The 23447-nt window shown below is 71.5% G+C and carries 22 protein-coding genes; 3 read left to right on the plus strand and 19 right to left on the minus strand.

Going from position 1 to position 23447, the window contains the following annotated elements:
* Positions 1-53 precede the first annotated feature (53 nt).
* Positions 54-638, minus strand: a complete 585-nt coding sequence (pyrR, locus tag OG245_RS05485) for a bifunctional pyr operon transcriptional regulator/uracil phosphoribosyltransferase PyrR (RefSeq protein WP_371622420.1) — start codon at positions 636-638, stop codon at positions 54-56.
* A gap of 222 nt (positions 639-860) precedes the next feature.
* On the opposite strand from pyrR, the gene bldD reads away from it, so the two are divergent.
* Entirely contained in the window at positions 861-1361 is a 501-nt protein-coding gene (gene bldD, locus OG245_RS05490) for a transcriptional regulator BldD (RefSeq protein ID WP_003970358.1), read from the plus strand.
* Positions 1362-1575: 214 nt separating this feature from the next.
* Here bldD and nusB read toward each other — a convergent pair whose 3' ends face one another.
* From nusB to OG245_RS05555, 13 genes are all read right to left on the minus strand, one after another.
* On the minus strand, positions 1576-2007 hold the full coding sequence (nusB, locus tag OG245_RS05495; RefSeq protein WP_007453233.1) for a transcription antitermination factor NusB: 432 nt from the start codon (positions 2005-2007) through the stop codon (positions 1576-1578).
* Between the two features lie 2 nt (positions 2008-2009).
* Complete coding sequence (gene efp, locus OG245_RS05500) at positions 2010-2576, minus strand: elongation factor P (RefSeq protein WP_007453234.1); 567 nt, start codon at positions 2574-2576, stop codon at positions 2010-2012.
* Positions 2577-2626: 50 nt separating this feature from the next.
* Positions 2627-3733, minus strand: a complete 1107-nt coding sequence (locus tag OG245_RS05505) for a M24 family metallopeptidase (protein WP_371622421.1) — start codon at positions 3731-3733, stop codon at positions 2627-2629.
* A gap of 114 nt (positions 3734-3847) precedes the next feature.
* Entirely contained in the window at positions 3848-4759 is a 912-nt protein-coding gene (locus OG245_RS05510) for a Pro-rich N-terminal domain-containing protein (RefSeq protein WP_371622422.1), read from the minus strand.
* A 143-nt stretch (positions 4760-4902) separates the two neighbouring features.
* Positions 4903-5343 carry a type II 3-dehydroquinate dehydratase gene (gene aroQ, locus OG245_RS05515; protein WP_371622423.1) on the minus strand — a complete coding sequence of 147 codons (441 nt, stop codon included), beginning with the start codon at positions 5341-5343 and terminating at the stop codon, positions 4903-4905.
* A complete protein-coding gene (gene aroB, locus OG245_RS05520) occupies positions 5340-6977 on the minus strand; it encodes a 3-dehydroquinate synthase (RefSeq protein WP_371622424.1) in 1638 nt (545 codons plus the stop codon). Before aroB ends, aroQ begins: the two co-directional genes overlap by 4 nt.
* Entirely contained in the window at positions 6974-8158 is a 1185-nt protein-coding gene (gene aroC / locus OG245_RS05525) for a chorismate synthase (protein ID WP_371622425.1), read from the minus strand. The genes aroB and aroC overlap by 4 nt, the downstream gene beginning before the upstream one ends.
* Before the next feature lie 145 nt (positions 8159-8303).
* Positions 8304-9131 (minus strand): shikimate dehydrogenase, encoded by an 828-nt coding sequence (locus tag OG245_RS05530; RefSeq protein ID WP_371622426.1) that lies wholly within the window; start codon positions 9129-9131, stop codon positions 8304-8306.
* Entirely contained in the window at positions 9128-10900 is a 1773-nt protein-coding gene (gene mltG / locus OG245_RS05535; RefSeq protein WP_371622427.1) for an endolytic transglycosylase MltG, read from the minus strand. The genes OG245_RS05530 and mltG overlap by 4 nt, the downstream gene beginning before the upstream one ends.
* Positions 10901-11000: 100 nt before the next feature.
* Positions 11001-11474: a Holliday junction resolvase RuvX gene (gene ruvX, locus OG245_RS05540; RefSeq protein ID WP_371627813.1), complete on the minus strand. Its 474-nt coding sequence runs from the start codon at positions 11472-11474 to the stop codon at positions 11001-11003.
* A gap of 8 nt (positions 11475-11482) precedes the next feature.
* The gene (alaS, locus tag OG245_RS05545) at positions 11483-14152 is read right to left on the minus strand and encodes an alanine--tRNA ligase (protein WP_371622428.1); all 2670 of its coding nucleotides are present in this window, start codon (positions 14150-14152) and stop codon (positions 11483-11485) included.
* Entirely contained in the window at positions 14152-14499 is a 348-nt protein-coding gene (locus OG245_RS05550) for a DUF6167 family protein (protein WP_371622429.1), read from the minus strand. Before OG245_RS05550 ends, alaS begins: the two co-directional genes overlap by 1 nt.
* A 7-nt stretch (positions 14500-14506) precedes the next feature.
* Positions 14507-14968 carry a DUF948 domain-containing protein gene (locus OG245_RS05555; RefSeq protein ID WP_007457957.1) on the minus strand — a complete coding sequence of 154 codons (462 nt, stop codon included), beginning with the start codon at positions 14966-14968 and terminating at the stop codon, positions 14507-14509.
* A 223-nt stretch (positions 14969-15191) separates the two neighbouring features.
* Between OG245_RS05555 and OG245_RS05560 the strand changes: the two genes are divergently transcribed.
* Positions 15192-17405, plus strand: coding sequence for an AAA family ATPase (locus OG245_RS05560; protein ID WP_371622430.1), 2214 nt, complete (start codon positions 15192-15194; stop codon positions 17403-17405).
* A 17-nt stretch (positions 17406-17422) separates the two neighbouring features.
* Here the strand turns inward: OG245_RS05560 and rpsD are convergent, their stop codons facing one another.
* Positions 17423-18037, minus strand: a complete 615-nt coding sequence (rpsD, locus tag OG245_RS05565; RefSeq protein WP_007457953.1) for a 30S ribosomal protein S4 — start codon at positions 18035-18037, stop codon at positions 17423-17425.
* A 191-nt stretch (positions 18038-18228) separates the two neighbouring features.
* Between rpsD and OG245_RS05570 the strand changes: the two genes are divergently transcribed.
* The gene (locus OG245_RS05570) at positions 18229-18930 is read left to right on the plus strand and encodes a DUF2470 domain-containing protein (protein WP_371622431.1); all 702 of its coding nucleotides are present in this window, start codon (positions 18229-18231) and stop codon (positions 18928-18930) included.
* An 18-nt stretch (positions 18931-18948) separates the two neighbouring features.
* On the opposite strand, the gene OG245_RS05575 is transcribed toward OG245_RS05570, so the two are convergent.
* The 4 genes from OG245_RS05575 to OG245_RS05590 all read right to left on the minus strand — a co-directional run bounded on the left by OG245_RS05575 (position 18949) and on the right by OG245_RS05590 (position 23298).
* A complete protein-coding gene (locus tag OG245_RS05575; protein WP_371622432.1) occupies positions 18949-20316 on the minus strand; it encodes a replication-associated recombination protein A in 1368 nt (455 codons plus the stop codon).
* A 63-nt stretch (positions 20317-20379) separates the two neighbouring features.
* Entirely contained in the window at positions 20380-21018 is a 639-nt protein-coding gene (locus OG245_RS05580; RefSeq protein WP_371622433.1) for a vitamin K epoxide reductase family protein, read from the minus strand.
* A gap of 312 nt (positions 21019-21330) precedes the next feature.
* Positions 21331-22593: a histidine--tRNA ligase gene (gene hisS / locus OG245_RS05585; RefSeq protein ID WP_371622434.1), complete on the minus strand. Its 1263-nt coding sequence runs from the start codon at positions 22591-22593 to the stop codon at positions 21331-21333.
* Positions 22594-22608: 15 nt separating this feature from the next.
* The gene (locus OG245_RS05590; protein ID WP_371622435.1) at positions 22609-23298 is read right to left on the minus strand and encodes an MBL fold metallo-hydrolase; all 690 of its coding nucleotides are present in this window, start codon (positions 23296-23298) and stop codon (positions 22609-22611) included.
* Positions 23299-23447: the final 149 nt, after the last annotated feature.

The following is a 23447-nucleotide window of genomic DNA, read 5'->3' on the forward strand; positions in this document are numbered from 1 at the left end:
GCGCGCGGACGAGCAGCCGTACGTCCCCGAAAGGCCGTACGGGAGGGCTCGGGCTACTGCGAGTCCGCGGGGGCGGCCTGCTTGACGCCCAGCAGCACGGCGTCGCGGCCGTCCTCCTCGGCGAGCTGGACCTTGACCGTCTCCCGCAGCGACGTGGGGAGGTTCTTGCCGACGTAGTCCGCGCGGATCGGGAGTTCCCGGTGGCCGCGGTCGACGAGGACCGCGAGCTGCACCGCGCGCGGGCGGCCGATGTCGCCGAGCGCGTCGAGGGCGGCGCGGATCGTGCGGCCGGAGAAGAGCACGTCGTCGACCAGGACGACCAGGCTGCCCTCGATCCCCTCGCCGGGGATGTCGGTGCGGGCCAGGGCGCGCGCCGGGCGCATCCGCAGGTCGTCGCGGTACATCGTGATGTCGAGCGATCCGACCGGCGTCTTCCGGCCGGTGATCTCCTGGAGTTTCTCGGCCAGCCGGCGGGCGAGGAAGACGCCCCGGGTCGGGATGCCGAGCAGCACCACGTCGTCGGCGCCCTTGGCGCGTTCGACGATCTCGTGGGCGATACGGGTCAGCACACGGGCGATGTCGGGAGCCTCGAGAACGGGGCGTGCCGCGTTGCCGGTGTGGTCGTGCTGTGCGTCCATAAGAAACGGACCTCCTTCTCCGCCTCACGGGACGGATCGTTAAAGGACGTCGAAATTGCGTCATCCACGCTACCAGGGCTTGTGCTCGGCCCTGGCCCCGCCCCCGGGAGGTGCCGGTCCGGACCATTCGGCTTGACGCATCCAAGTAACGCTGCGTAACCTCACAGTGAGTTACCAGCCACGCGGCGGAGCCGCACACTGTTCCAGCGTCCGGGGAGCCATATGTCCAGCGAATACGCAAAACAGCTCGGGGCCAAACTCCGTGCCATCCGCACCCAGCAGGGCCTTTCCCTCCACGGCGTGGAGGAGAAGTCCCAGGGTCGCTGGAAGGCCGTCGTGGTCGGTTCGTACGAGCGCGGCGACCGTGCCGTGACCGTACAGCGCCTCGCCGAGCTGGCGGATTTCTACGGGGTCCCCGTGCAGGAGCTGCTGCCCGGTACGACTCCGGGCGGGGCCGCCGAGCCGCCGCCGAAGCTCGTCCTGGACCTGGAGCGCCTCGCCCACGTCCCGCCGGAGAAGGCCGGTCCGCTCCAGCGCTACGCGGCGACCATCCAGAGCCAGCGCGGTGACTACAACGGCAAGGTGCTCTCGATCCGCCAGGACGACCTGCGCACGCTCGCCGTGATCTACGACCAGTCGCCGTCCGTGCTGACGGAGCAGCTCATCAGCTGGGGCGTGCTGGACGCGGACGCGCGCCGCGCGGTCTCCCACGACGAGGGCTGAGCGAGCGGGGCGGGACCCCACAGCAGAAACGTGCCGCCGGGTGGGCGGGGACCTTCGGGCCCCCGCCCACCCGGCGTTTCCGTGCCCGCGCCCGCGGCCTGGTACGTAGCCGGGTACGGCGTGCCCGGCGCGCGCTCCGGGCACGCCGAAGGGCCCGCGGTCGGCTGACCGCGGGCCCTTCGTGGTGTGTGCGACCGAACCGTCGCGGCCGGGGCTACTGCTCCCGGCGGAGGTTCGGCTTGAGGTCCTTGAAACGGGCCAGCAGGCCGTTCACGAAGGACGGGGAGTCATCGGTGGAGAACTCCTTGGCGAGCTGGACGGCCTCGTCGATCACCACGGCGTCCGGGGTCTCGTCCATCCAGATCAGCTCGTAGGCACCGAGCCGCAGGATGCTCCGGTCGACGACCGGCATGCGGTCGATCTCCCAGTCCACGGCGTAGGTGACGATGAGGTCGTCGATCCGGTCCGCGTACTGCGCGTACCCCTCGACGAGCTCCATCGTGAACTCCCCGACCGGCGGCTGACGGTCGTCGGTCCGCGAGAGCCGAACCCAGTCCGCGAGCACGCTCTGCACGGACTCACCGCGCTGGTCGGCCTCGAAGAGGATCTGGAAGGCGCGCTTGCGGGCCTTGTTCCGGGCAGCCACGGTTAGCTGTTCACCCGGCCGAGGTAGTCGCCCGAGCGGGTGTCGACCTTGATCTTCTCGCCGGTGCTGATGAAGAGCGGCACGCCGATCTCGTAACCGGTCTCCAGCGTGGCGGGCTTGGTGCCGCCGGTGGAGCGGTCGCCCTGGACGCCCGGGTCGGTGTGCTGGATCGTCAGCTCGACGGCGGCGGGCAGCTCGACGTAGAGCACCTCGCCCTCGTGCTGGGCGACGGAGGCGGTGAAGCCCTCGATCAGGAAGTTGGCGGCGTCGCCGACGGCCTTGCGGTCGACCATGAGCTGGTCGTAGGTGTCCATGTCCATGAAGACGAAGTACTCGCCGTCCATGTACGAGAACTGCATGTCGCGGCGGTCAATGGTGGCCGTCTCGACCTTCACGCCGGCGTTGAACGTCTTGTCGACGACCTTGCCGGAGAGCACGTTCTTGAGCTTGGTGCGCACGAAGGCGGGGCCCTTGCCGGGCTTGACGTGCTGGAACTCGACGACGGACCAGAGCTGGCCTCCGTCGAGCTTGAGCACCAGGCCGTTCTTGAGGTCGTTCGTGGAAGCCACGGTTGCGGAATCTCCTGGACTGAAGCTGGTGGAACGACCGCGGATGCGCGCTAGAGCGCGAGCAGCTCCTTGGTCGTCATGGTGAGTAGCTCGGGTCCGCCGTCCGCCTCGGGGCGCACGACGAGCGTGTCATCGATCCGGACACCGCCCCGGCCCGGGAGGTGGACCCCCGGTTCGACGGTGACCGGCACACAAGCGTCCAGTTTACCCATGGCTGTCGGTGCCAGTTGCGGGTCCTCCTCGATTTCGAGCCCCACACCATGCCCGGTCCTCGGCTGAAGGCCCTCTCCGTACCCCGCCGACTCCAGCCGATGCCGGGCGGCGTGGTCCACCTCCCGGTAGGCGGCCCCCGGCGCCAGGGCCTCCCGACCGGCCCGCTGAGCGGCGAAAACGAGGTCGTAGAGCTCGATCTGCCACTCGGCGGGGGCGGTGCCGATGACGAAGGTCCGGCCGATCTCGCAGCGGTAGCCGTGGTAGCTCGCCCCGAGGCGGACGGAGAGGAAATCCCCCTCCTCCACCCTGCGGTCCGAGGGCCGGTGCCGTCCCTGACCGGAGTTGGGGCCGGTGGCCACGGAGGTGGCGAAGGCGGGCCCGTCCGCCCCGTGGTCGACCAGGCGGCGCTCCAGTTCGAGCGCGAGGTGCCGCTCGGTGCGGCCGACCAGGATCGATTCGAGGAGTTCCCCGAGGGCCTGGTCGGTGATCTCGGCGGCGATCCGGAGGCAGCCGATCTCCTCCTCGTCCTTGACGATCCGCTGCTGTTCCACGGTGAGGCCCAGATCGGCCAGCCTCAGGCGCGGGGCGGCCTTGCCCATGGCACGGTGCCGGGCCACGGTCAGGTCGTGCTCCTCCACGGCGAGCGAATCCGCGCCCGCCGTGGCGGCGAGCCCCGCGGCGGCGACCACCGGGTCCCCGTCCGGGGCGGGCAGGAGGTCGACCCGCAGCGCCTCGTCGGGCCGCCCGTGGGCGGGTTCGCCGGTCGGAGCGCGGGGGCAGAGCAGAACGTCCTCGCCGGGGCCGAGCAGCAGCACGGCGCCGGGCGGCGCTCCGCCCGCGAGATAGCGGACGTTGGCGGGGCGGGAGACCAGGGCGGCCGCGGAGCCCGCGGCGGCGCACCGGTCGCGGAGCAGCCCGCGTCGGACGGCGTGCACCTCTGACATGGTTCGAGCGTACGAGCGGGGGCGGCTCGCCGCCCGGTCAGCGCATCCGACCGGGGGCCGCGCGCGGTCGGCCGCCGCCGGGAGGGCCTTCCGCCCGGACGGGGCTCCCGACGGCTACCAGGCGGGCGGGCTCGCGATCGAGCGGGCCAGCACGTCGTCCAGGACCCGGGCGGTGGTCTCGACGTCGTACGTGGAGTTGTCGATGATCGGGAGGCCGGAGCCGTACCAGCCGGCCATCCGGCCGTGGATGCGGGCGACCTCCTCGTCGGAGAGCCTGCGGTTGCCGCTGCGGGCGGCGTTGCGCTCCAGGACGATCTCCAGGCCGGGCAGCAGGACCACGGGCAGCAGGCCGGGGCCGACGTGGCGCTTCCAGCCGCCGAGGCCGACGACCGGGCGGTCGGGGAAGACGGCGTCGTCGAGGATGCAGGAGATGCCGTTGGCGAGGAAGTTGCGGGCGGCGAAGCCGCAGGTGCGGCGGGCCAGCCGGTACTGGGCCTCGGAGTGGTCGTTCCAGCCGGCCTGCGGATCGGCGAAGCCGGAGCGGACCCATTCGCGGACGTCGTCGAGGGAGACGTGGGCGGTGGGCACCCGGCGGCGGGCCGCCCAGAGCTTGGCGACCGTGGTCTTGCCCGCCCCGGCGGGGCCGATGAGCAGGACGGCGAGCGTGGCGCCGCCGGTGCCGGCCTCGGCGGGCGGTGCGGGCAGCGGAACGGGGCCGCCCGGGGGCAGCTGGACGTGCCCGGTGTGCCCGGTGGCCTGCCCGGCGGGCGGCGGCGTGGGTCCGGTGCCGCTCCAGCCGGGCTGCGGGGCCTGGCCGGGGGCGGGCGGCTGCTGCGGGCGGCCCTGGGCCGGCGGAGGCGGGGCCTGGCCGGGAGCCGGGAGCGCCTGCCCGGGCGGAGGCGGGGCCTGGCCGGGCGGCGGGGATATCGGGGGCGGGCCGGGGTGCTGGGCCTGGTACGGCCGGCCGACGTGCCCGATGCCGGGGCCGTGGGGCGGCGGCAGCGGGGCCCCCACTGCGTGCTGCATCCGGTGCCACTCCGTCTCGTAACTGCAACTGACGCTGATGGGACGGCCACCGTACCTTCCCGGGCCGTCTCGGGGTGAACGGCCCGGGAGGGTGCGAAGTGCCCGTCGGCCGCGCGGAGGGCGGACGGGCATCGCGTGTGGTGTCAGTCCGTCAGTTCGTCGGCCAGGGCGCGCAGGGCGAGCCGGTAGGAGCCGATGCCGAACCCGGCCACCGTGCCCGTGGCCACCGCGGCGACCACGGACGTGTGCCGGAACTCCTCGCGGGTGTACGGGTTGGAGATGTGCACCTCGATCAGCGGGGCGGTGCGCTGGGCGGCCGCGTCCCGCATGCCGTACGAGTAGTGCGTGAAGGCGCCCGGGTTGAGAACGACCGGAATCGATCCGTCCGCCGCCTCGTGGAGCCAGCGGATCAGCTCGCCCTCGTCGTTGGTCTCCCGCACCTCCACGTCGAAGCCGAGCTCCTTGCCGAGGGTCGTGCAGCTCTCGACGAGTCCGGCGTAGGAGGTGGCCCCGTAGACGTCGGGCTCGCGCGACCCGAGCCGTCCGAGGTTGGGGCCGTTCAGGACGAAGACCCTGCGGGTCACGCGGAGACCTCCCCGTAGGCGGCGAGCAGCACGGCCGGGTCGGGGCCCTCCAGGACGGTGGGCTTGCCGATGCCGTCGAGGACGATGAAGCGCAGCAGGTCACCCCGCGACTTCTTGTCGACCTTCATGTTCTCCAGCAGCTTGGGCCACTGGTCGCCGCGGTAGGCGAGCGGCAGGCCCACCGACGCGAGGACGCTGCGGTGCCGGTCGGCGGTGGCGTCGTCGAGGCGTCCGGCGAGCCTGCCCAGCTCGGCGGCGAAGACCATGCCGATGGAGACGGCCGCGCCGTGGCGCCACTTGTAGCGCTCGTTCTTCTCGATGGCGTGGGCCAGGGTGTGACCGTAGTTGAGGATCTCGCGGAGTCCGGACTCCTTGAGGTCGCTGGAGACGACCTCGGCCTTGACCCGGATGGAGCGCTCGATCAGCTCGGCGGTGTGCGGCCCGGCCGGGGTGCGCGCACCCTCGGGGTCGGCCTCGACCAGGTCCAGGATGACCGGGTCGGCGATGAACCCGGCCTTGATGATCTCGGCCATGCCGGAGACGTAGTCGTTGACCGGCAGCGAGTCCAGCGCGGCGAGGTCGCAGAGGACCCCGGTGGGCGGATGGAAGGCGCCGACGAGGTTCTTGCCCTCGGCGGTGTTGATGCCGGTCTTGCCGCCGACGGCCGCGTCGACCATGCCGAGCACGGTGGTCGGGATCGCGATCCAGCGCACCCCGCGCAGCCAGCTGGCCGCGACGAACCCGGCGACGTCCGTGGTGGCGCCGCCGCCGATGCCGACGATGACGTCGGTGCGGGTGAAGCCGGTCTGGCCGAGCGCCTTCCAGCAGTAGGCGGCGACCTCGACGGTCTTGGCCTCCTCGGCGTTCGGCAGCTGGATGGCGATGGCCTCGTACCCCTGGGCCGCGAGGTCCTCGCGGACCGCCTCACCGGTCTCGGCCAGCGCCTCCGGGTGCAGTACGGCGACGCGTCGCGCGCGGTCGCCGATCAGCTGGGGCAGCTCGCCCAGGAGCTGGTGGCCGACGAGGACCTCGTACGGGTCGGAGCCCGCGGAGCCTGCGACCTGGATGCGGGTGGGACCCTGCTGCGTCATGCCGGTGTTCTCCACGCCGGGGGCGGCGTGGCCCTCCGGCAGTTCCAGTGCGTCGATGATCGCCTGGGCGACCTCTTCGGGGGTGTGCTCGTCGGTGGCGACGACGGTCCGGGCGACCTCTTCGTAGAGGGGGCGGCGGGCGTCCATCAGCTCGCGCCACTGCCGGCGCGGGTTGACCGCGAGCAGCGGGCGGGCGGCACCGAGACCGACGCGGCGGACGGCCTCGTCCACGTCCATGGAGAGGTAGGCGACCGGCCGGCCGGCCAGCAGCTTCCTGGTCGCCGCGTCCAGGACGGCCCCGCCGCCCAGGGCGAGGACGCCCGGATGCCCGGCGACGGCCGCCTCGACGGCCCGGCGCTCCAGGGCGCGGAAGTGCTCCTCGCCCTCGTCGTAGAAGATCTCCGCGATCGGCTTGCCCGCCTCGGCGACGACGTCCGCGTCGGTGTCCCGGTAGGTGGTGCCGAGCCGGGCGGCGAGCAGCTCGCCGACGGTGGACTTGCCGGCGCCCATCGGTCCGACGAGGACGACCAGGGGGCCGCTCATCGGATCTGGAGGTGGTCGAGGTACGACCGGACGTTGCGGTGGGTCTCGGGGACGCTGTCGCCGCCGAACTTCTCCGCGACCGCGTCGGCCAGGACGAGGGCGACCATGGCCTCCGCGACGATGCCCGCGGCCGGGACGGCGCAGACGTCGGAGCGCTGGTGGTGGGCCTTGGTGGCCTCGCCGGTGACGACGTCCACGGTGGCCAGGGCGCGCGGCACGGTCGCGATGGGCTTCATCGCGGCGCGGACGCGCAGCAGCTCACCGGTGGTGAGACCGCCCTCGGTACCGCCGGAACGGCCCGAGGTGCGCCTGATGCCGTCCTCGGTGGCGACGATCTCGTCGTGCGCCTTGGAGCCGGGGACCCGGGCCAGCTCGAAGCCGTCGCCGACCTCGACACCCTTGATGGCCTGGATGCCCATGAGGGCCGCGGCGAGCCGGGCGTCCAGGCGCCGGTCCCAGTGCACGTGCGAGCCGAGCCCGACGGGCACGCCGTACGCCAGCACCTCGACGACTCCGCCGAGGGTGTCGCCGTCCTTGTGGGCCTGGTCGATCTCGGCCACCATCGCCTTGGACGCGTCGGCGTCCAGGCAGCGGACCGGGTCGGCGTCCAGCTTCTCGACGTCGGCGGGGACGGGAACGACCCCGTACGGCGCCTTGGCGGCGGCCAGCTCGACGACATGGCTGACGATCTCGATGCCCGCGGTCTCCTTGAGGTAGGAGCGGGCGACGGCCCCGAGGGCCACGCGCGCGGCGGTCTCCCGGGCGCTGGCGCGCTCCAGGACCGGGCGGGCCTCGTCGAAGCCGTACTTCTGCATCCCCGCGAGGTCGGCGTGGCCGGGCCGGGGGCGGGTCAGCGGAGCGTTGCGGGCCAGCTGGGACAGCTCGTCGGGGTCGACCGGGTCGGCCGACATGACCTGCTCCCACTTGGGCCACTCGGTGTTGCCGACCATGACGGCGACCGGGGAGCCCATGGTGAGGCCGTGGCGTACGCCGCCGAGGAAGGTGACCTCGTCCTTCTCGAACTTCATCCGCGCGCCGCGGCCGTAACCGAGCCGTCGCCGGGCCAGCGCCTCCGCCACCATCTCCGTGGTGATCGGGACGCCGGCGGGAAGGCCCTCCAGCGTCGCCACCAGTGCGGGGCCGTGCGACTCCCCCGCGGTCAGCCAGCGCAACCTGCTCAACGGTGCTCCTCATGCTCGCGCCTGAAATCCAACGGCGCCACCGGGTGCGCGGCCCTGGCCCGCCGCCTTTGATCCTCCCACGACCGGGGGCACGATCCGGCCGCCGGTCCAGCAGACGGACGGGCGGCGCCGGTCGGCGGGCCCGTCAGCGGGCCGCGAGCGCGGCTTCTCCGGCCTGGCGTATGGCGGCCAGCGGTGCCGGGACACGGCCGGTCATCTGCTCGACCTGGAGCAGCGCCTGGTGCACGAGGAGGTCGAGTCCGCCGACGACGGCCCCGCCGTGCGCCGACCAGGCGGCGGCGAGCGCGGTGGGCCACGGCTCGTACAGCACGTCGAAGAGGATGCCCGGGGCCGTCGGCACCGATCCGGCCAGGGCGTCGGTGGCGCCGGCCGGGGTGGTGGCGACGACGAGCGGCGCGGCCAGTGCCGCTGCGGCGTCCGCCCAGTCGGCGATCACCACGTCGACGCCGAGCCGCTCTCCCCAGGCCCGCATCTCCTCCGCGCGCCCGGGGCCGCGCACGTACGCCGTCACGGGTCCGGCGCAGACCGCGGAGAGTGCGGCGAGCGCGGAGGAGGCGGTGGCTCCGGCGCCGAGGACCGCCGCGGAGTCGACCTTGTCGATGCCGCGCTCCCGGAGGGCGGCGATCATGCCGGGGATGTCGGTGTTGTCGCCGACCCGCCGGCCGTCCTCGGTGAACACGACCGTGTTGACGGCCTCCACCGATGCGGCCGTCGCGCTGATCTCGTCGAGCAGCGGGATGACCGCCCGCTTGAGCGGCATGGTCAGCGACAGCCCGGCCCAGGAGGCGTCCAGCCCCGCGACGAAGCCCGGCAACGCCGCCTCGTCGACCTCGAACCGGTCGTAGGACCAGTCGTCGAGGCCCAGCTCGGCATACGCGGCGCGGTGCAGGACCGGGGAGAGGGAGTGGGTGATGGGCGAGCCGAGGACGGCGGCCCGGCGAGGCTCACTCACTGGCCGGACTTCCCTTCTTCGTACTCCCGCCGGTTCTTCTCGTGCTCCTCGTTGGTCTCGGCGAAGACCGTCTTGTCCTCGTTGATCGAGACGAAGTAGTACCAGGGGCCCGGCTCGGGGTTCATCGCCGAGTGCAGGGCGTCCGCGCCGGGATTGCTGATCGGGCCCGAGGGCAGGCCGATGATCTTGTACGTGTTGTACGGGTCGTCGATCTTCCGGACCTCGTCGACCGCACCGATGTCCAGGGTGCTCTGACCTCTGATGTAGTTGACCGTGGAGTCGAATTCGAGCCGCCCGACCGTCTCCATGTTGCCCGGCTTGAGACGGTTGTAGACGACGCGTGAGACCTTGTCGAAGTCGTGCTTGTACTTGCCCTCGACCTGTACGAGGCTCGCGACGGTGATCAGTTCCCACGGGTTCTTGAGACCGAGCTTCTTCGCACTCGCGGGCAGGTCCAGCTTCTTGTACTCCTTGTTCGCCCGCGTGACCATCCGCTTGAGCGCGTCCTCGGGCTTCGACCCCTTGGAGACCGGATAGGCGGCCGGGTACAGGAAGCCTTCCAGCGGGTCCTTCACGTCCGGATTGTCATCCGCCCAGTCGGGCAGTCCGAAACTCTCCGCCTTGGTCTTGGCGATGTCGGCCGTCGTGCCTTCCTTGAGCTCGAGCCGCTTGTCGATCATCTCGTAGATCGTGACGTTGCGGGTCCCCTCGGGGATCACGAAGGCGTTCTGGCTCTTGGGGTCGAGCATCAGGTCGATCGCGCTGGCGGCGGACATCTCCTTCTTCAGGAGGTAGACGCCGGCCTGGAGCAACTTGCCCTTGGGGTTGTCGTTCTGCGCCGCGACGAACGCGTCGGAGGACTTGATGACGCCCTTCTTGCGCAGGATGTTGGCGATGTCGTAGCCGTAGGACCCTTCGGGGATCTCGACCTCGACCTGGTCGGTGCCCGCCCCCGCGTAGTCGGCCGGAGCGCCGAACTGCTTCTTCCAGAAGGTGTAGCCGACGTAGGTGACTCCGCCCAGGCCGCCGACCAGGACGACGGTGACCACCAGACAGGCGACGCCACTGCGGCCCTTCTTCTTGCCCTTGCCGCCCCGGCGGTCACTGCCGCCGCGATCGCGGCGCGAGGCGCGCGATCCGTCGTCGTCCGGGTCATCGTCGTCGCGCGGCTCGCGGCCGGCCGATTCGTCCGCACCGGTGAAGAAGGGGTGCGTCTCCTCCTGCGGCGCGTCCGGGTCCCAGTCCGTCGACGACTGTCGCTGCTGGTGTTGCTGCTGTTCGGCTGCGGCGTCACGGCGGCCCGGAGGCTGCGGCGGAGGGTAGGCCTCAGGGGTGCCGTAGTAGTCCTGCGATCCGTCGTAGCCGCCGGGCTGCTGGGCGTACGGGTCCTGGGGCTCGGCCCCGTACGGCACGGCGGCCTGCTGTCCGGAGTCCCAACCGCCGTCGTACTGCGGCTGGGCATCCGGCTGCTGGGCGTACGGGTCCTGCTGGGGTGTGCCGTACTGCTGCTGATGACTCTGCTGCTGCCCGTACTGCTGATGCTGGTCGTACGGCTGCTGCTGCGGGTACTGCTGGTGGTTCTGATGCTGCTGGGCATAAGGGTCCTGCTGGTGCTGCTGGGCGTACGGGTCCTGCGGAAAAGACTGCTGCTGGTCGCCGTACTGGCCCTGGCCGTGGGCGGCCTGCCGGCCTCCCCATCCCTGGTCCCCGTACAAGGGGTCCTCGGGATGCCACGGTTCGGAGCCGGGGCCCCGGCCATACTCAGTCATCGATCCCCTTGAGCCGCGAGACGACGTTCCGTCTCTTCGCTTCGCTGTGCGGTGTTTGTTCGAACACCGCCGCATCGCGCGGAACGTTACCGTATCGCGATCAGACAACCACTTCGACGCCCTCGCCCGGGGGATTGCCTGACGCCCGTTCGGACTCCAGAGCGTTCTGAAGGATCACCACAGCGGCAGCCTGGTCGATGACAGACCGGCCCTTCTTGGACTTCACGCCCGAGGCGCGCATCCCCTGAGCGGCCGTCACTGTGGTCATCCTCTCGTCCACCAGCCGCACCGGAACGGGTGCGATCGAGCGGGCGAACACCTGGGCGAACTCCCGGACCTTGACGGCCGCCGGTCCTTCGCCGCCGCCGAGGGAGCGCGGCAGGCCGAGGATGACCTCGATCGGCTCGTACTCGTCGACGATCTGGCGGAGCCGCCGGTGGGCGGCCGGGACATCGCGTCCCGGCACGGTCTCCACCGGCGTGGCCAGGATCCCGTCGGGGTCGCACGAGGCGACCCCGATCCGGGCGTCCCCGACGTCGACGGCGAGCCGTCGGCCCCGGCGCATCGGCGTCATCCCGCTCGTCACGCCGTCTCGGTGACGAGGCGTTCGACCGCGGCCACGGCATCGCCGATGGCGGCCGGGTTCGTGCCGCCGCCCTGGGCGACGTCCGGCTTGCCGCCGCCACCGCCACCGAGGGTCTTGGCGGCGGTGCGCACCAGGTCACCGGCCTTGAGGCCGCGCTCGCGGGCGGCCTCGTTGGTGGCGATGACGGTGAGCGGGCGGCCGTTGGCCGTGGTGAACAGGGCCACGACGGCCGGCCGGCCGCCCTGGATGCGGCCGCGCACGTCCAGGACCAGCTTGCGCAGGTCGTCGGCGGAGGTGCCGTCGGGGACCTGGCCGGTGACCAGCGCGGTGCCACGGACGTCCTTGGCGGACTCGACGAGTCCGGCGGCGGCCGCGAGGACCTTCTCCGCGCGGAACTTCTCGATCTCCTTCTCGGCGTCCTTGAGCTTGCCGAGCATGCCCGCGATCTTCTCGGGGAGCTCCTCGGGACGGCCCTTGACCAGCTCCTGGAGCTGGGCGACGACCGTGTGCTCCCGGGCGAGGAAGTTGTACGCGTCCACGCCGACGAGGGCCTCGATACGGCGCACGCCGGAGCCGATGGAGGACTCGCCGAGCAGCTTCACCAGCCCCAGCTGGGCGGTGTTGTGGACGTGGGTGCCGCCGCACAGCTCCTTGGAGAAGTCGCCGATGGTGACGACGCGGACCCGCTCGCCGTACTTCTCGCCGAACTCGGCGATGGCGCCCTGCTTCTTGGCCTCGTCGATGGACATGACCTCGGCCTGGACGTCGAGCTCCCGGGAGAGGACCTCGTTGATCCGCTGCTCGACGTCGGTGAGGACCGTGCCGGGGACGGCGGCGGGCGAACCGAAGTCGAAGCGGAAGCGGCCCGGGGAGTTCTCCGAGCCGGCCTGGGCGGCCGTCGGGCCGAGCGCGTCGCGCAGCGCCTGGTGCGTGAGGTGGGTGGCGCTGTGGGCGCGGGCGATGGCGCGGCGGCGGGTGTTGTCGATGGAGGCGAAGACGGGGGCCCCGACCGTCACCTCGCCGACCTGGACGACGCCCTTGTGGACGTGGACGCCGGGGACGGGCTTCTGTACGTCGCGGACCTCGATCACGGCGCCGGTGTCGAGCCGGATGCGGCCGGTGTCGGCCAGCTGGCCGCCGCCCTCGGCGTAGAAGGGGGTGCGGTCGAGGACGACCTCAACCTCGTCGCCCTCGGTGGCGGCGGGCGAGGGCACGCCGTCGACCAGCAGACCCACGATGGTGGACTCGCCGGCGGTGGAGGTGTAGCCGGTGAACTCGGTGGCGCCGGAGGTGTCGGCGACCTCGCGGTAGGCGGAGAGGTCGGCATGGCCGGTCTTCTTGGCGCGGGCGTCGGCCTTGGCCTTGTCGCGCTGCTCCTGCATGAGGCGGCGGAAGCCGTCCTCGTCCACGGAGAGCCCCTGCTCCGCGGCCATCTCCAGGGTGAGGTCGATCGGGAAGCCCCAGGTGTCGTGGAGCAGGAACGCCTTGTCGCCGGCGAGGACCTGGCCGCCGGCGGCCTTGGTCTCGGTGACGGCGGTCTCCAGGATGTTGGTGCCGCCCTTGAGGGCCTTGAGGAAGGCGGCTTCCTCGGCGAGCGCGACCGTCTCGATGCGCTTGCGGTCGGTGATCAGCTCCGGGTACTGGAGGCCCATCGTGTCGATCACGACGTCGACCAGGTCCTTCACGACCGAGCCGGTGGCGCCCATGAGGCGCATGTTGCGGATGGCGCGGCGCATGATGCGGCGCAGCACGTAGCCGCGGCCCTCGTTGCCGGGGGTGACGCCGTCGCCGATGAGCATCACCGACGTACGGATGTGGTCGGCGACGACGCGGAGCGAGACGTCGGTGCCCTGCTCGGCGCCGTAGCGGACGCCGGTCAGCTCGGTGGCCCTGTCCATGACGACGCGCAGGGTGTCGGTCTCGTACATGTTCTGTACGCCCTGGAGGATCATGGCGAGGCGTTCGAGGCCGAGACCGGTGTCGATGTTCTTCGACGGCAGGTCCCCGAGGATCGGGAAGTCCTCCTTGCCGTCGCCGGCGCCGCGCTCGTACTGCATGAAGACCAGGTTCCAGATCTCCACGTAGCGCTCGTCGTTGACGGCCGGGCCGCCCTCGACGCCGAACTCGGGGCCGCGGTCGTAGTTGATCTCCGAGCAGGGGCCGCAGGGTCCGGGGACCCCCATGGACCAGAAGTTGTCCTTCTTGCCCAGGCGCTGGATGCGCTCGGCGGGAACGCCGATCCTGTCGCGCCAGATCTGCTCGGCCTCGTCGTCGTCGAGGTAGACCGTGATCCAGAGCTTCTCGGGGTCGAGGCCGTAGCCGCCGTCCTCGACGGAGTTGGTCAACGCCTCCCAGGCGAGCTGGATGGCGCCTTCCTTGAAGTAGTCCCCGAAGGAGAAGTTGCCGCACATCTGGAAGAAGGTGCCGTGGCGGGTGGTCTTGCCGACCTCTTCGATGTCCGGCGTACGGACGCACTTCTGCACGCTGGTGACGCGCGGTGCGGGCGGCTTGACCTCGCCGAGGAAGTACGGCTTGAAGGGGACCATGCCAGCGGGGACCAGCAGCAGAGTCGGGTCGTCCGCGATGAGCGACGCCGAAGGCACGGCGGTGTGACCGCGCTCCTCGAAGAAGCTCAGCCAGCGGCGGCGAATTTCAGCCGACTCCATCAGTGGTCCTCATTCCGGTTGTTCGAGTTGTAGGGGAGCTTGCGGTACGTGTTCGCGTTCGCGGGCGGTTCGGCCGCTTCGACGGCGAAGTGCCGCTGTACGGGAAGTTCGGGGTCGACCGGCGCCTGGAGGCCCAGGGCGCCGCCCAGTTCGGCTTCGCGCCGGACCATGCCGTCGCGTACGTCGAGGGCGAAGTCCTTGAGCTTGTGACCGGTCTCGATCGCCTTGTCGGCGGCCTGCGCCGCGAGGCTCTCGGGGGTCAGCTGCTTGAGCTTGCGGTTGACCTTGGTGGTGGCCCACACACCGGCGGCTGCGCCGGCGGTGAACCAGAACGTGCGGCGGAACATCGCTCGATCAGTCCTTCTGTCCGCGGGCGTTTCGGCGTTCGCGCCTGCGTCCGCGCGCCGAGGGTACGGTCCTGCCGACGATCACCGTGCGGCGGGCCGAGCCACGGCCCCGCGCCGGTTCCGGTTCGGGCTCGGGTGCGGTGCGGCGGCCGAGGGCCTGCCGTACGCCGTAGCCGAACGCGGCGACCTTGACGAGGGGGCCGCCGAAGGTGGAGGCGACCGTCGTGGAGAGCGCGGAGGCGTTGGAGGTGACCTCCTGGACGTCGCTCGCGATGGCGTCGACCTTGTCCAGCTGGGTCTGCGCGGAACGCACCGTCGCCGACGCGTCGGCCAGCAACGGAACGGCCTGGTCGGTCACGTCCGCCACGAGCTTGGTGGTCGCCCTGAGCGTCTGGGCGAGCCTCACCAGCACCACGGCGAGGAACGAGACCAGGATCGCCCAGAAGACGGCCACGAGGATCCCGGCCACCTCTCCACCGGACACAGTGCACCGCTCTCTGCTCGTCGCTCGGGCCCTGCCGGGCCTTGTCTGCGTCGGTCGCGTACGGGCCTCGGCCCGCAACGCCCGATCGTCGTCACACGAGCCTATCGCGCCGCGCATCTCCTCCCCTACCGCATTCTCCGCGGGCCGGGCGGGAGTTGCCATAACGAGATTGTACGGAGAGCTTTCAAGCCAGTACGCTCCGTGTTTCATGCGACGCCTGCACGACCCCTGCCCGAATCCCGACGATCCGGACGCGCACCCCGCACCGGCGCCCGGCAACCTCCCGGCCGAGCTGAACCCCTTCGTGGGGCGCGAGGACGAACTGGCCGGGCTGGGCGGGCTGCTGGAGGAGTCCCGGCTCGTCACCGTCGCCGGAGTGGCGGGCGTGGGCAAGACCCGGTGCGTCATCCGGGTCGCGGCACTCTGGGAGAAACGGTACTGCGACGGGGTCCTGCTGGCCGAGCTGTCCGCCGTCCGCCACCCCGATCTGCTGGAACACGCCCTGGTCGACGCGCTGGGCCTGACCGATCACACCAGCAGGCCCCCGCGCGCCGTCCTCGTCGACCATCTCTCCGAGCGCCGGACGCTGCTGGTGATCGACGGCTTCGAGCACCTCGTCGACGCCTGCGCCGACCTCGTCACGGAGCTCCTGCGCCGGGCCCCGCGCCTCCAGGTGCTCGCGGCCGGACGCTGCCCCCTCCGGGTGGACGGGGAACGGACGTTCCCGCTGGCCCCGATGTCCGACCGGGACGCGGTGGAGCTCTTCACCGAACGGGCACGCGGGGTGCGGCCGGGCTGGGAGCCGACGGCGGGCGAGCGGGCGGCCGTCCTGGAGCTCTGCCGCCGTCTCGACGGGATTCCGCTGGCCCTGGAGCTGGCGGCCGGGCGGCTGCGGGCGCTCTCGGTGGAACAGGTGCTCCTGCGCCTGGACGACCGGTTCCGGCTGCTGACCGGGGGCCGCCGCGGGGCGCCGCCCCGCCACCAGACGCTGCGAACGGCGATCGGCTGGAGCCATGAGCTGTGCACCCCCGAGCAACGGCTGCTCTGGGCACGGCTCTCGGTGTTCGCAGGGCAGTTCGACCTGGAGGCCGCCGAGTACATCTGCGGCGGGACGGACCTCCCCGCCGACTCGGTGCTCGATGTGCTGGACGAGTTGCTCGCCCAGTCGGTGGTGGAGCGCGAGGACGGCCCGGCCGGCGCCCGCTACCGGATGCTGGACATGGTCGGCGAGTACGGGGCGCAGTGGCTGGCGGCCGCCGGGGACGCCCCGCGGCTGCGCCGGCGGCACCGGGACTGGTTCCTGGGGCTCGCGACCTGGTGCGAGCTGGACTGGTTCAGTCCGCGCCAGGCGGAGGTGGCGGCGCGGATCGACAGCGAGCTGCCCAATCTCCGGCGGGCGATGGAGTGTTCGATGGAGAGCCCCGCGGAGGTGCATCTGGCGCAGCATCTGGCGGGCACCCTGTGGTTCTACTGGGCCGGTTGCGGACGGCTGTCCGAGGGGCGGCACTGGCTGGACCACGTCCTGGAGGAGCCGACCCCGCACGATGCCGCCCGGCTGAAGGTGCTGTGGGTGCTGGGCTATGTGGCCGTGCTGCAGGGCGACGCGGTCGGCGCGATCTCGGCGCTCCAGGAGTGCCGGGAGGAGGCCGAGCGCTCCGGTGACGCGACGGCACTGGCGTACGCGGTGCACCGCACGGGGTGCCTGGCGATCGTGACGGACGACATGCCGCGCGCCGAGGTCCTGCTCCGCGACGCGCTCGACCGGTACCGCGAGGTCGGCGAGCTGAACAGCAATGTGCTCATGGCGCAGGTGGAGCTGGCCATGGCGGTGGCGTTCCTCGGCGATCTGGACGCGGCGGCGTCGATCTGCGACGAGGTCCGGGAGATCTGCGAGGACCACGGGGAGCGGTGGGCGCTGGCTTACGCGCTGTACGTCCTGGCGTACGCGGCACTGCGGCGCGGGCGGCCGGCCGGGGCGCGGCAGATGCTCGGGGAGTGCCTGACGATCGGCCGGACGTTCAACGATCTGCTGGGCACCGTGCTGTCGCTGGAGCTGTTGGCCCTGGTGACGGCGGTGGAGGGGGACGCCGGGGAGGCCGCCGTGCTCCAGGGAGCGGCGGAGGGCATCTGGCCGTCGGTGGGGTTGCAGCTGTTCGGCTCGGCGTTCTACGGGCGGCCGCGGGCGGAGTGCGAGGAGCAGGCGCGCCGGGTGCTGGGGAACGCGGCGTACGAGGAGGGGCTGCGGGCGGGCCGGCGGCTGGATCCGGGCGCCGCGGTCGACCGGGCGCTGGCCGGCGGCGGACCGGGCGCGGCGATGGACGGGCCGGGCGCGGGCGGGGCGCCGACGGCCGGCGGACCCGGGGGAACGCGAAGGCCCGCCGCCTCCCGGATGACAGGGAGGGGCGGGCCGGAGCGCTGGTGAGAGCGGCTACGCCTGGATCAGCGGGCGTAGTACTCGACGACGAGCTGCTCGTCGCAGATCACCGGGATCTCCTTGCGGTTCGGGTCCCGGTCCAGGCGGAAGGCCAGGGCCTTCAGGTTCACCTGGAGGTAGCGCGGGGTCTCACCGTCGGTGTCGTAGCCACCCTCGCGGGCCACCTGGAAGGGGACCTTGGTGCGGCTGCGCTCGCGGACCTGGACGATGTCGTCGGGGCGCACGCGGAAGGACGGCTTGTCGACCTTGCCACCGTTGACCTCGATGTGGCCGTGGACGACCATCTGACGGGCCTGGTAGATGGTGCGGGCGATGCCCGAACGCAGGACCAGGGCGTCGAGGCGGCGCTCGAGCTCGACGACCAGCGCCTCGCCCGTCTTGCCCTCGGCCTTCTTGGCACGGTCGTAGGCGCGCGCCATCTGGCGCTCGCTGATGTCGTACTGCGCGCGCAGGCGCTGCTTCTCCAGCAGACGGACCTTGTAGTCCGAGTTCTGCTTGCGGCCACGGCCGTGCTCGCCCGGCGGGTACGGACGAGCTTCGAAGTACTTGACAGCCTTGGGCGTCAGAGCGATGCCGAGGGCACGCGACTTCTTGACCTTGGGACGCGACTGGTTAGGCACGTTCTCCAGACCTCCGTTGTAGGTTAGGTTAGGCTTACCTTACTCAAGGAGATCGCATGTCTCGCCCTGGGAACACCACTCACGTCACGGACAGCACAGACAGCGGCAGCACCTCGGAAGAGGGTGCTGCTACGACGGAAGGCCGATCAGATCGTGGTCAGCCGCGTCCCAGCGGGCTAGAAAACACTCGGATGCCGTCAGCAGCCGAGCGCACACGAACTCTCGTACAGAGTACCTGCTCCGCGCTGCTCGTCGTACCGGGGCTCGATCTGGCCCGCGCCGAGGCCCTGATCCCGGACAGCAGGAGCGTGGGCCCCGAGGGGGACCTGTTCCTCGAGTTCCCCGCGGATTCCCCGGCCGTCCGGGCCGCGACGCACGCTCAGGGCGACGACCTGACCGCCGTGCTGGAGATCACGGACGTCGCCCCGGTCTCCGTACCGCACCGGATCCGCGGCCGCGCCTGGGTCTCCGGCTGGCTCACCTCCGTGCCCGGCCTGGCCCGGCCCGGCCGGATGATGCTGCGCCTGGAGTTCGGCGAGGCGTACGTGGACGACCTCTGGGGCGCCGAGGACATCGAGCCGGAGGACTTCCGGGACGCGGCCCCCGATCCGCTGGCCTTCCACGAGCCGGAGCTGCTCCAGCATCTGCACTCCGCCCATGACGAGCAGATGCGCACCCTGTGCGGTCTGCTGGGCGAGCGCACCGCCCGCGCCTGCTCCTCCCACCAGCCCAGGGCCGTGCCGGTCGCGCTCGACCGCTTCGGGCTGCGGGTCCGCTTCGTCGAGGACCGGGGCTCCTGCTTCGACGCCCGCTTCGAGTTCCCCGAGCCGGTCCGCGACGTCACCGAGCTGCGCCGCGCCATGCACACGCTCTTCGAGGCGGCCGCCTCCTGATCCCGGGGGCCGCTTCCCCTAGGACGGCTCCGCGCTCCCGCCGGAACGGCCCAGGCGCTCGCGGACGCGCTCGACGACGTCCGCGTACCTCGCCTCGGCGCCGTAGCGGGTCGGGGTGTAGTACCGCCGGTCGAGGACCGCGTCCGGGGCGTACTGCTGGGCGGCGATGCCGCCCTGCACGTCGTGCGGATAGACATAGCCCTGGGCGTGGCCGAGCTTGGCCGCGCCCTTGTAGTGGCCGTCGCGCAGATGGGCCGGGACCGGCCCCGCGAGCCCCTTGCGCACATCCTCCTGCGCGGCGGAGATCGCCAGGGTCGCCGCGTTGGACTTGGGGGCGAGCGCCAGTGCGATCGTGGCGTGGCTGAGGGTGAGCGCCGCCTCCGGGAATCCGATCATGGCGACCGCCTGGGCGGCCGCCACGGCGGTCGGGAGCGCGGTGGGGTCGGCCAGGCCGATGTCCTCGCTGGCCGAGATCATCAGCCGGCGGGCGATGAACCGCGGGTCCTCCCCCGCCTCGATCATGCGGGCCAGGTAGTGCAGGGCGGCGTCCACGTCGGAGCCGCGGATCGACTTGATGAGCGCGCTGGCCACGTCGTAGTGCTGGTCGCCGTCCCGGTCGTACTTCACGGCGGCACGGTCGACGGTCGCCTCCAGCGTCGCCAGGGTGATCTCCGCCTCGCCCGTGGCGATGGCCGCGCCCGCCGCGGCCTCCAGCGCCGTCAGGGCCCTGCGCGCGTCGCCGCCCGCGATGCGCAGCAGATGGCCCTCGGCGTCCTCGGGCAGGGTGACCGCCCCGCCCAGGCCCCGCTCGTCGGTCAGCGCCCGGCGCAGCAGATCACGCAGGTCGTCGTCGGTCAGCGATTCCAGGGTGAGCAGCAGGGACCGCGACAGCAGCGGAGAGATGATCGAGAAGTACGGATTCTCCGTGGTGGCGGCGATCAGGGTCACCCAGCGGTTCTCCACGGCGGGGAGCAGGGAGTCCTGCTGGGCCTTGGAGAAGCGGTGGATCTCGTCCAGGAAGAGGACGGTCTCCTTGCCGTACCCACCGGTGGCGCGGCGCGCGCTCTCGATGACGGCCCGGACCTCCTTGACCCCGGCGGTGATCGCGGAGAGCTCGACGAAGCGCTTGTTGGTCGCCTTGCTGACCACGTACGCCAGGGTCGTCTTCCCGGTGCCGGGCGGGCCCCACAAGATCACCGACGACGCACCGGCCGGACCGCCGCTCCCCTCGACGAGCCGGCGCAGCGGCGAGCCCGGCTTCAGCAGATGCTGCTGGCCGACGACCTCGTCGAGGATGCGCGGACGCATCCGGACAGCGAGGGGGCTGCTGGACGGGTCCTTCTCCTGGCGGTCTTCGGCGGCTGCGGTAAAGAGGTCGGGCTCCACGTCATGAAGCCTATGCGACCCCACTGACAGCGCCGCCGGTCACCTCCGGAGATCCGTAGGTGCTCAGCTGGTCCAGAAGTCCCACCAGCGGGTCAGGATCAGCATCCCGATGATCCCGATCCACATCACCGGCAGCACCCAGGGGAACTCGGTGAGCCCGCTGCGCAGCCAGGCCGGGGCCGGGAGGATGCGGTGCTTGACGTTGTGCGTGGTCACGTAGCAGAACATGACGATGGTGGCGACCCAGGCCAGGCAGCACCAGAGGCAGAGCGAGTTGATGTTGTACAGCGACTGGTACTGGAGCCAGGTGCAGAAGCCGACGCCGAACAGCGTCCCGGCGTTCAGCCCGAGCCAGAACCAGCTGCGGAAGCGCGCGCCGGCCAGGAGGCCGATCCCGATCGCGATGACCATGCCGTACGTGACGAGGCCCAGCATCGGGTTGGGGAACCCGAACACGGAGGCCTGCTCGCTCTTCATGATGTTGCCGCACGCGACGACGGGGTTGAGGCTGCACCCGGGGGTGAAGGAGGGGTCCTCCAGCAGCTTGAACTTGTCGATCGTGATGACCCAGGCGGCCAGCAGTCCGGCCGCGCCGGTGATCACCAGGAGCAGGGCGAGACCGCGTCCGGCCCCGAAGGTGCGCTTGCGGCCACCCTCGTCCTGATCGGAGGAGAGTTCGTGGTCTACCGCTGCAGTCGTCATATCGCCGTTCCGTCACCGAGTGGTCAGCCGGGCATGGTTATTGTGCCGCACCCCCGTACGGATCAACCGTTCGATGGGCATAAAGGTGTGCGCCCGCGAGCACTCCCCCGGGCGGGGTCACCGGGCGACGGGGCCGGGACGACGGAAGATGCACGTGTCCCCCGCGCCCGTCCGGCGACGCCGGCCGCGCGGGCGGCTCCAAGCCGGGGTCACCGGCCGGGATGAATCCCCGCTCACCGGGTTGACGGCGGACGGGAAAGGCGCGGGCGGCAGGACCGAGGTCCCGCCGCCCGCGCCCCGCTCACGCCCCGGTCAGCCGAGGCGCTTCGTCAGCTCCGCCGCGACCTCGGCCAGCTCCACCGGGCCCTGCTCGCCGGACTCCATGTCCTTGAGCTGGACGACGCCCTCGGCGAGATCGCGCTCGCCCGCGACCAGGGTGTAACGCGCGCCCGAGCGGTTGGCGCTCTTCATCGCGCCCTTCAGCCCGCGGCCGCCGAACGCGAAGTCGGCGGCGATCCCCGCGCGGCGCAGTTCGGTGACGACGCCGAACAGCACCCGGCGGGCCTCCTCGCCGAGCGGGACCGCGTACACACTGGTGGTGTAGGGCAGGTCGAGCTCGATGCCCTCGGCCTCCAGCGCGAGGACCGTGCGGTCCACGCCGAGCGCCCAGCCGACGGACGGCAGCTCGGGGCCGCCGATCATCTCGGACAGTCCGTCGTAGCGGCCGCCGCCGCCCACCGCGGACTGGGCGCCGAGACCGTCGTGGACGAACTCGAAGGTCGTACGGGTGTAGTAGTCGAGGCCGCGCACCAGCTTCTCGTCGTCCTCGAAGGCGACCCCGGCGGTCGTGAGCAGCGCCCGGACCTCCTCGTGGTACGCCTTGCACGCGTCGCAGAGGTAGTCCCGGAGCTTCGGGGCGTCCGTGAGCTGCTTCTGTACGTCGGCCCGCTTGTCGTCCAGGACGCGCAGCGGGTTGATCTCGATGCGGCGGCGGGTCTCCTCGTCGAGGTCCAGGTCGCGCAGGAAGGTCTGGAGCGCCTCGCGGTAGACCGGGCGGCACTCCTTGTCGCCCAGCGAGTTCAGCAGGATGCGGAACTGCCGCAGGCCCAGCGAGCGGTACGCCTGGTCGGCGAGGATGATCAGCTCGGCGTCCAGGACCGGGTCCTCGGTGCCGATGGCCTCGGCGCCGACCTGCGAGAAGTGGCGGTAGCGGCCCGCCTGCGGGCGCTCGTAGCGGTAGTACGAGCCGGAGTACCAGAGCTTGACGGGGAGGTTGCCCGCCTTGTGGAGGTTGGCCTCCAGGGCGGCGCGGAGCACCGACGCGGTGCCCTCGGGGCGCAGGGCGAGCTGGTCGCCGCCCTTGGTGGTGAGGGTGTACATCTCCTTGGTGACGATGTCGGTGGACTCACCCACACCGCGTGCGAAGAGCTCGACGTTCTCGAAGCCGGGCGTCTCGATGTAGCCGTAGCCCGAGTCGCGCAGCGGGGCGGCGATGGCCTCGCGCACGGCGAGGAACGTCGCGGAACGGGGCGGGGTCAGGTCGTACGTGCCCTTGGGGGCCTGGAAGGTGCTCACGATTACGTCTCTCGTCTACATTCCTCGGCGCGGCGCCGCGTCCAGCCCGTTCAGGAACGGGTTGGAGGCGCGCTCGCGGCCGATGGTCGTCTGGGGTCCGTGGCCGGACAGCACCACGGTCGAGTCGTCGAGCGGCAGGCACACGCGGGCCAGCGACTTCAACAGCTCGGCGTGGTCGCCGCCGGGCAGGTCGGTGCGTCCGACGGAGCCGGCGAAGAGCAGGTCGCCCGAGAAGAAGACCGGCGGAATGTCCGCGGCCTCGGGCATCCCGAACGTCACCGACCCCTTGGTATGGCCGGGCGCGTGCGAGACACCGAACTCCAGACCGGCCAGGGTCAGCTTCGAGCCGTCGGTCAGCTCCTTGACGTCGTCCGGCTCGCCCACGGTCAGCTCGCCCATGAGCGGCATCCCGATCGAGCGGCCGAGCGCCTTCTCCGGGTCGCTCATCATGTAGCGGTCCTCGGGATGGATCCAGGCGGGGACGTCATGGGCACCGCAGACGGGGACGACCGAGGCGACATGGTCGATATGGCCGTGGGTGAGCACGACGGCGACGGGCTTGAGCCGATGCTTCTTCAGCGTTTCCTCGACGCCCTGGGCGGCCTGGTGGCCCGGGTCGATGATCACGCACTCCTCACCGGCGGCGGGGGCGACCAGATAGCAATTGGTCCCCCAGGCCCCGGCGGGGAACCCGGCAATGAGCACGATCGTCCTTAATGTTCGTCCGGAGGATGCGGCAACGGCGGAGGATGCGGCAGATCAGAGCCTACCGGCGCTCCTCATGACACAGGTAACCCATATACGGTACGGGCAACTCAGGCCCCCATCCCACGACGTAACAAGGAGCCCAACCG

Source organism: Streptomyces sp. NBC_01116 (assembly GCF_041435495.1).
Lineage (GTDB): Bacteria > Actinomycetota > Actinomycetes > Streptomycetales > Streptomycetaceae > Streptomyces.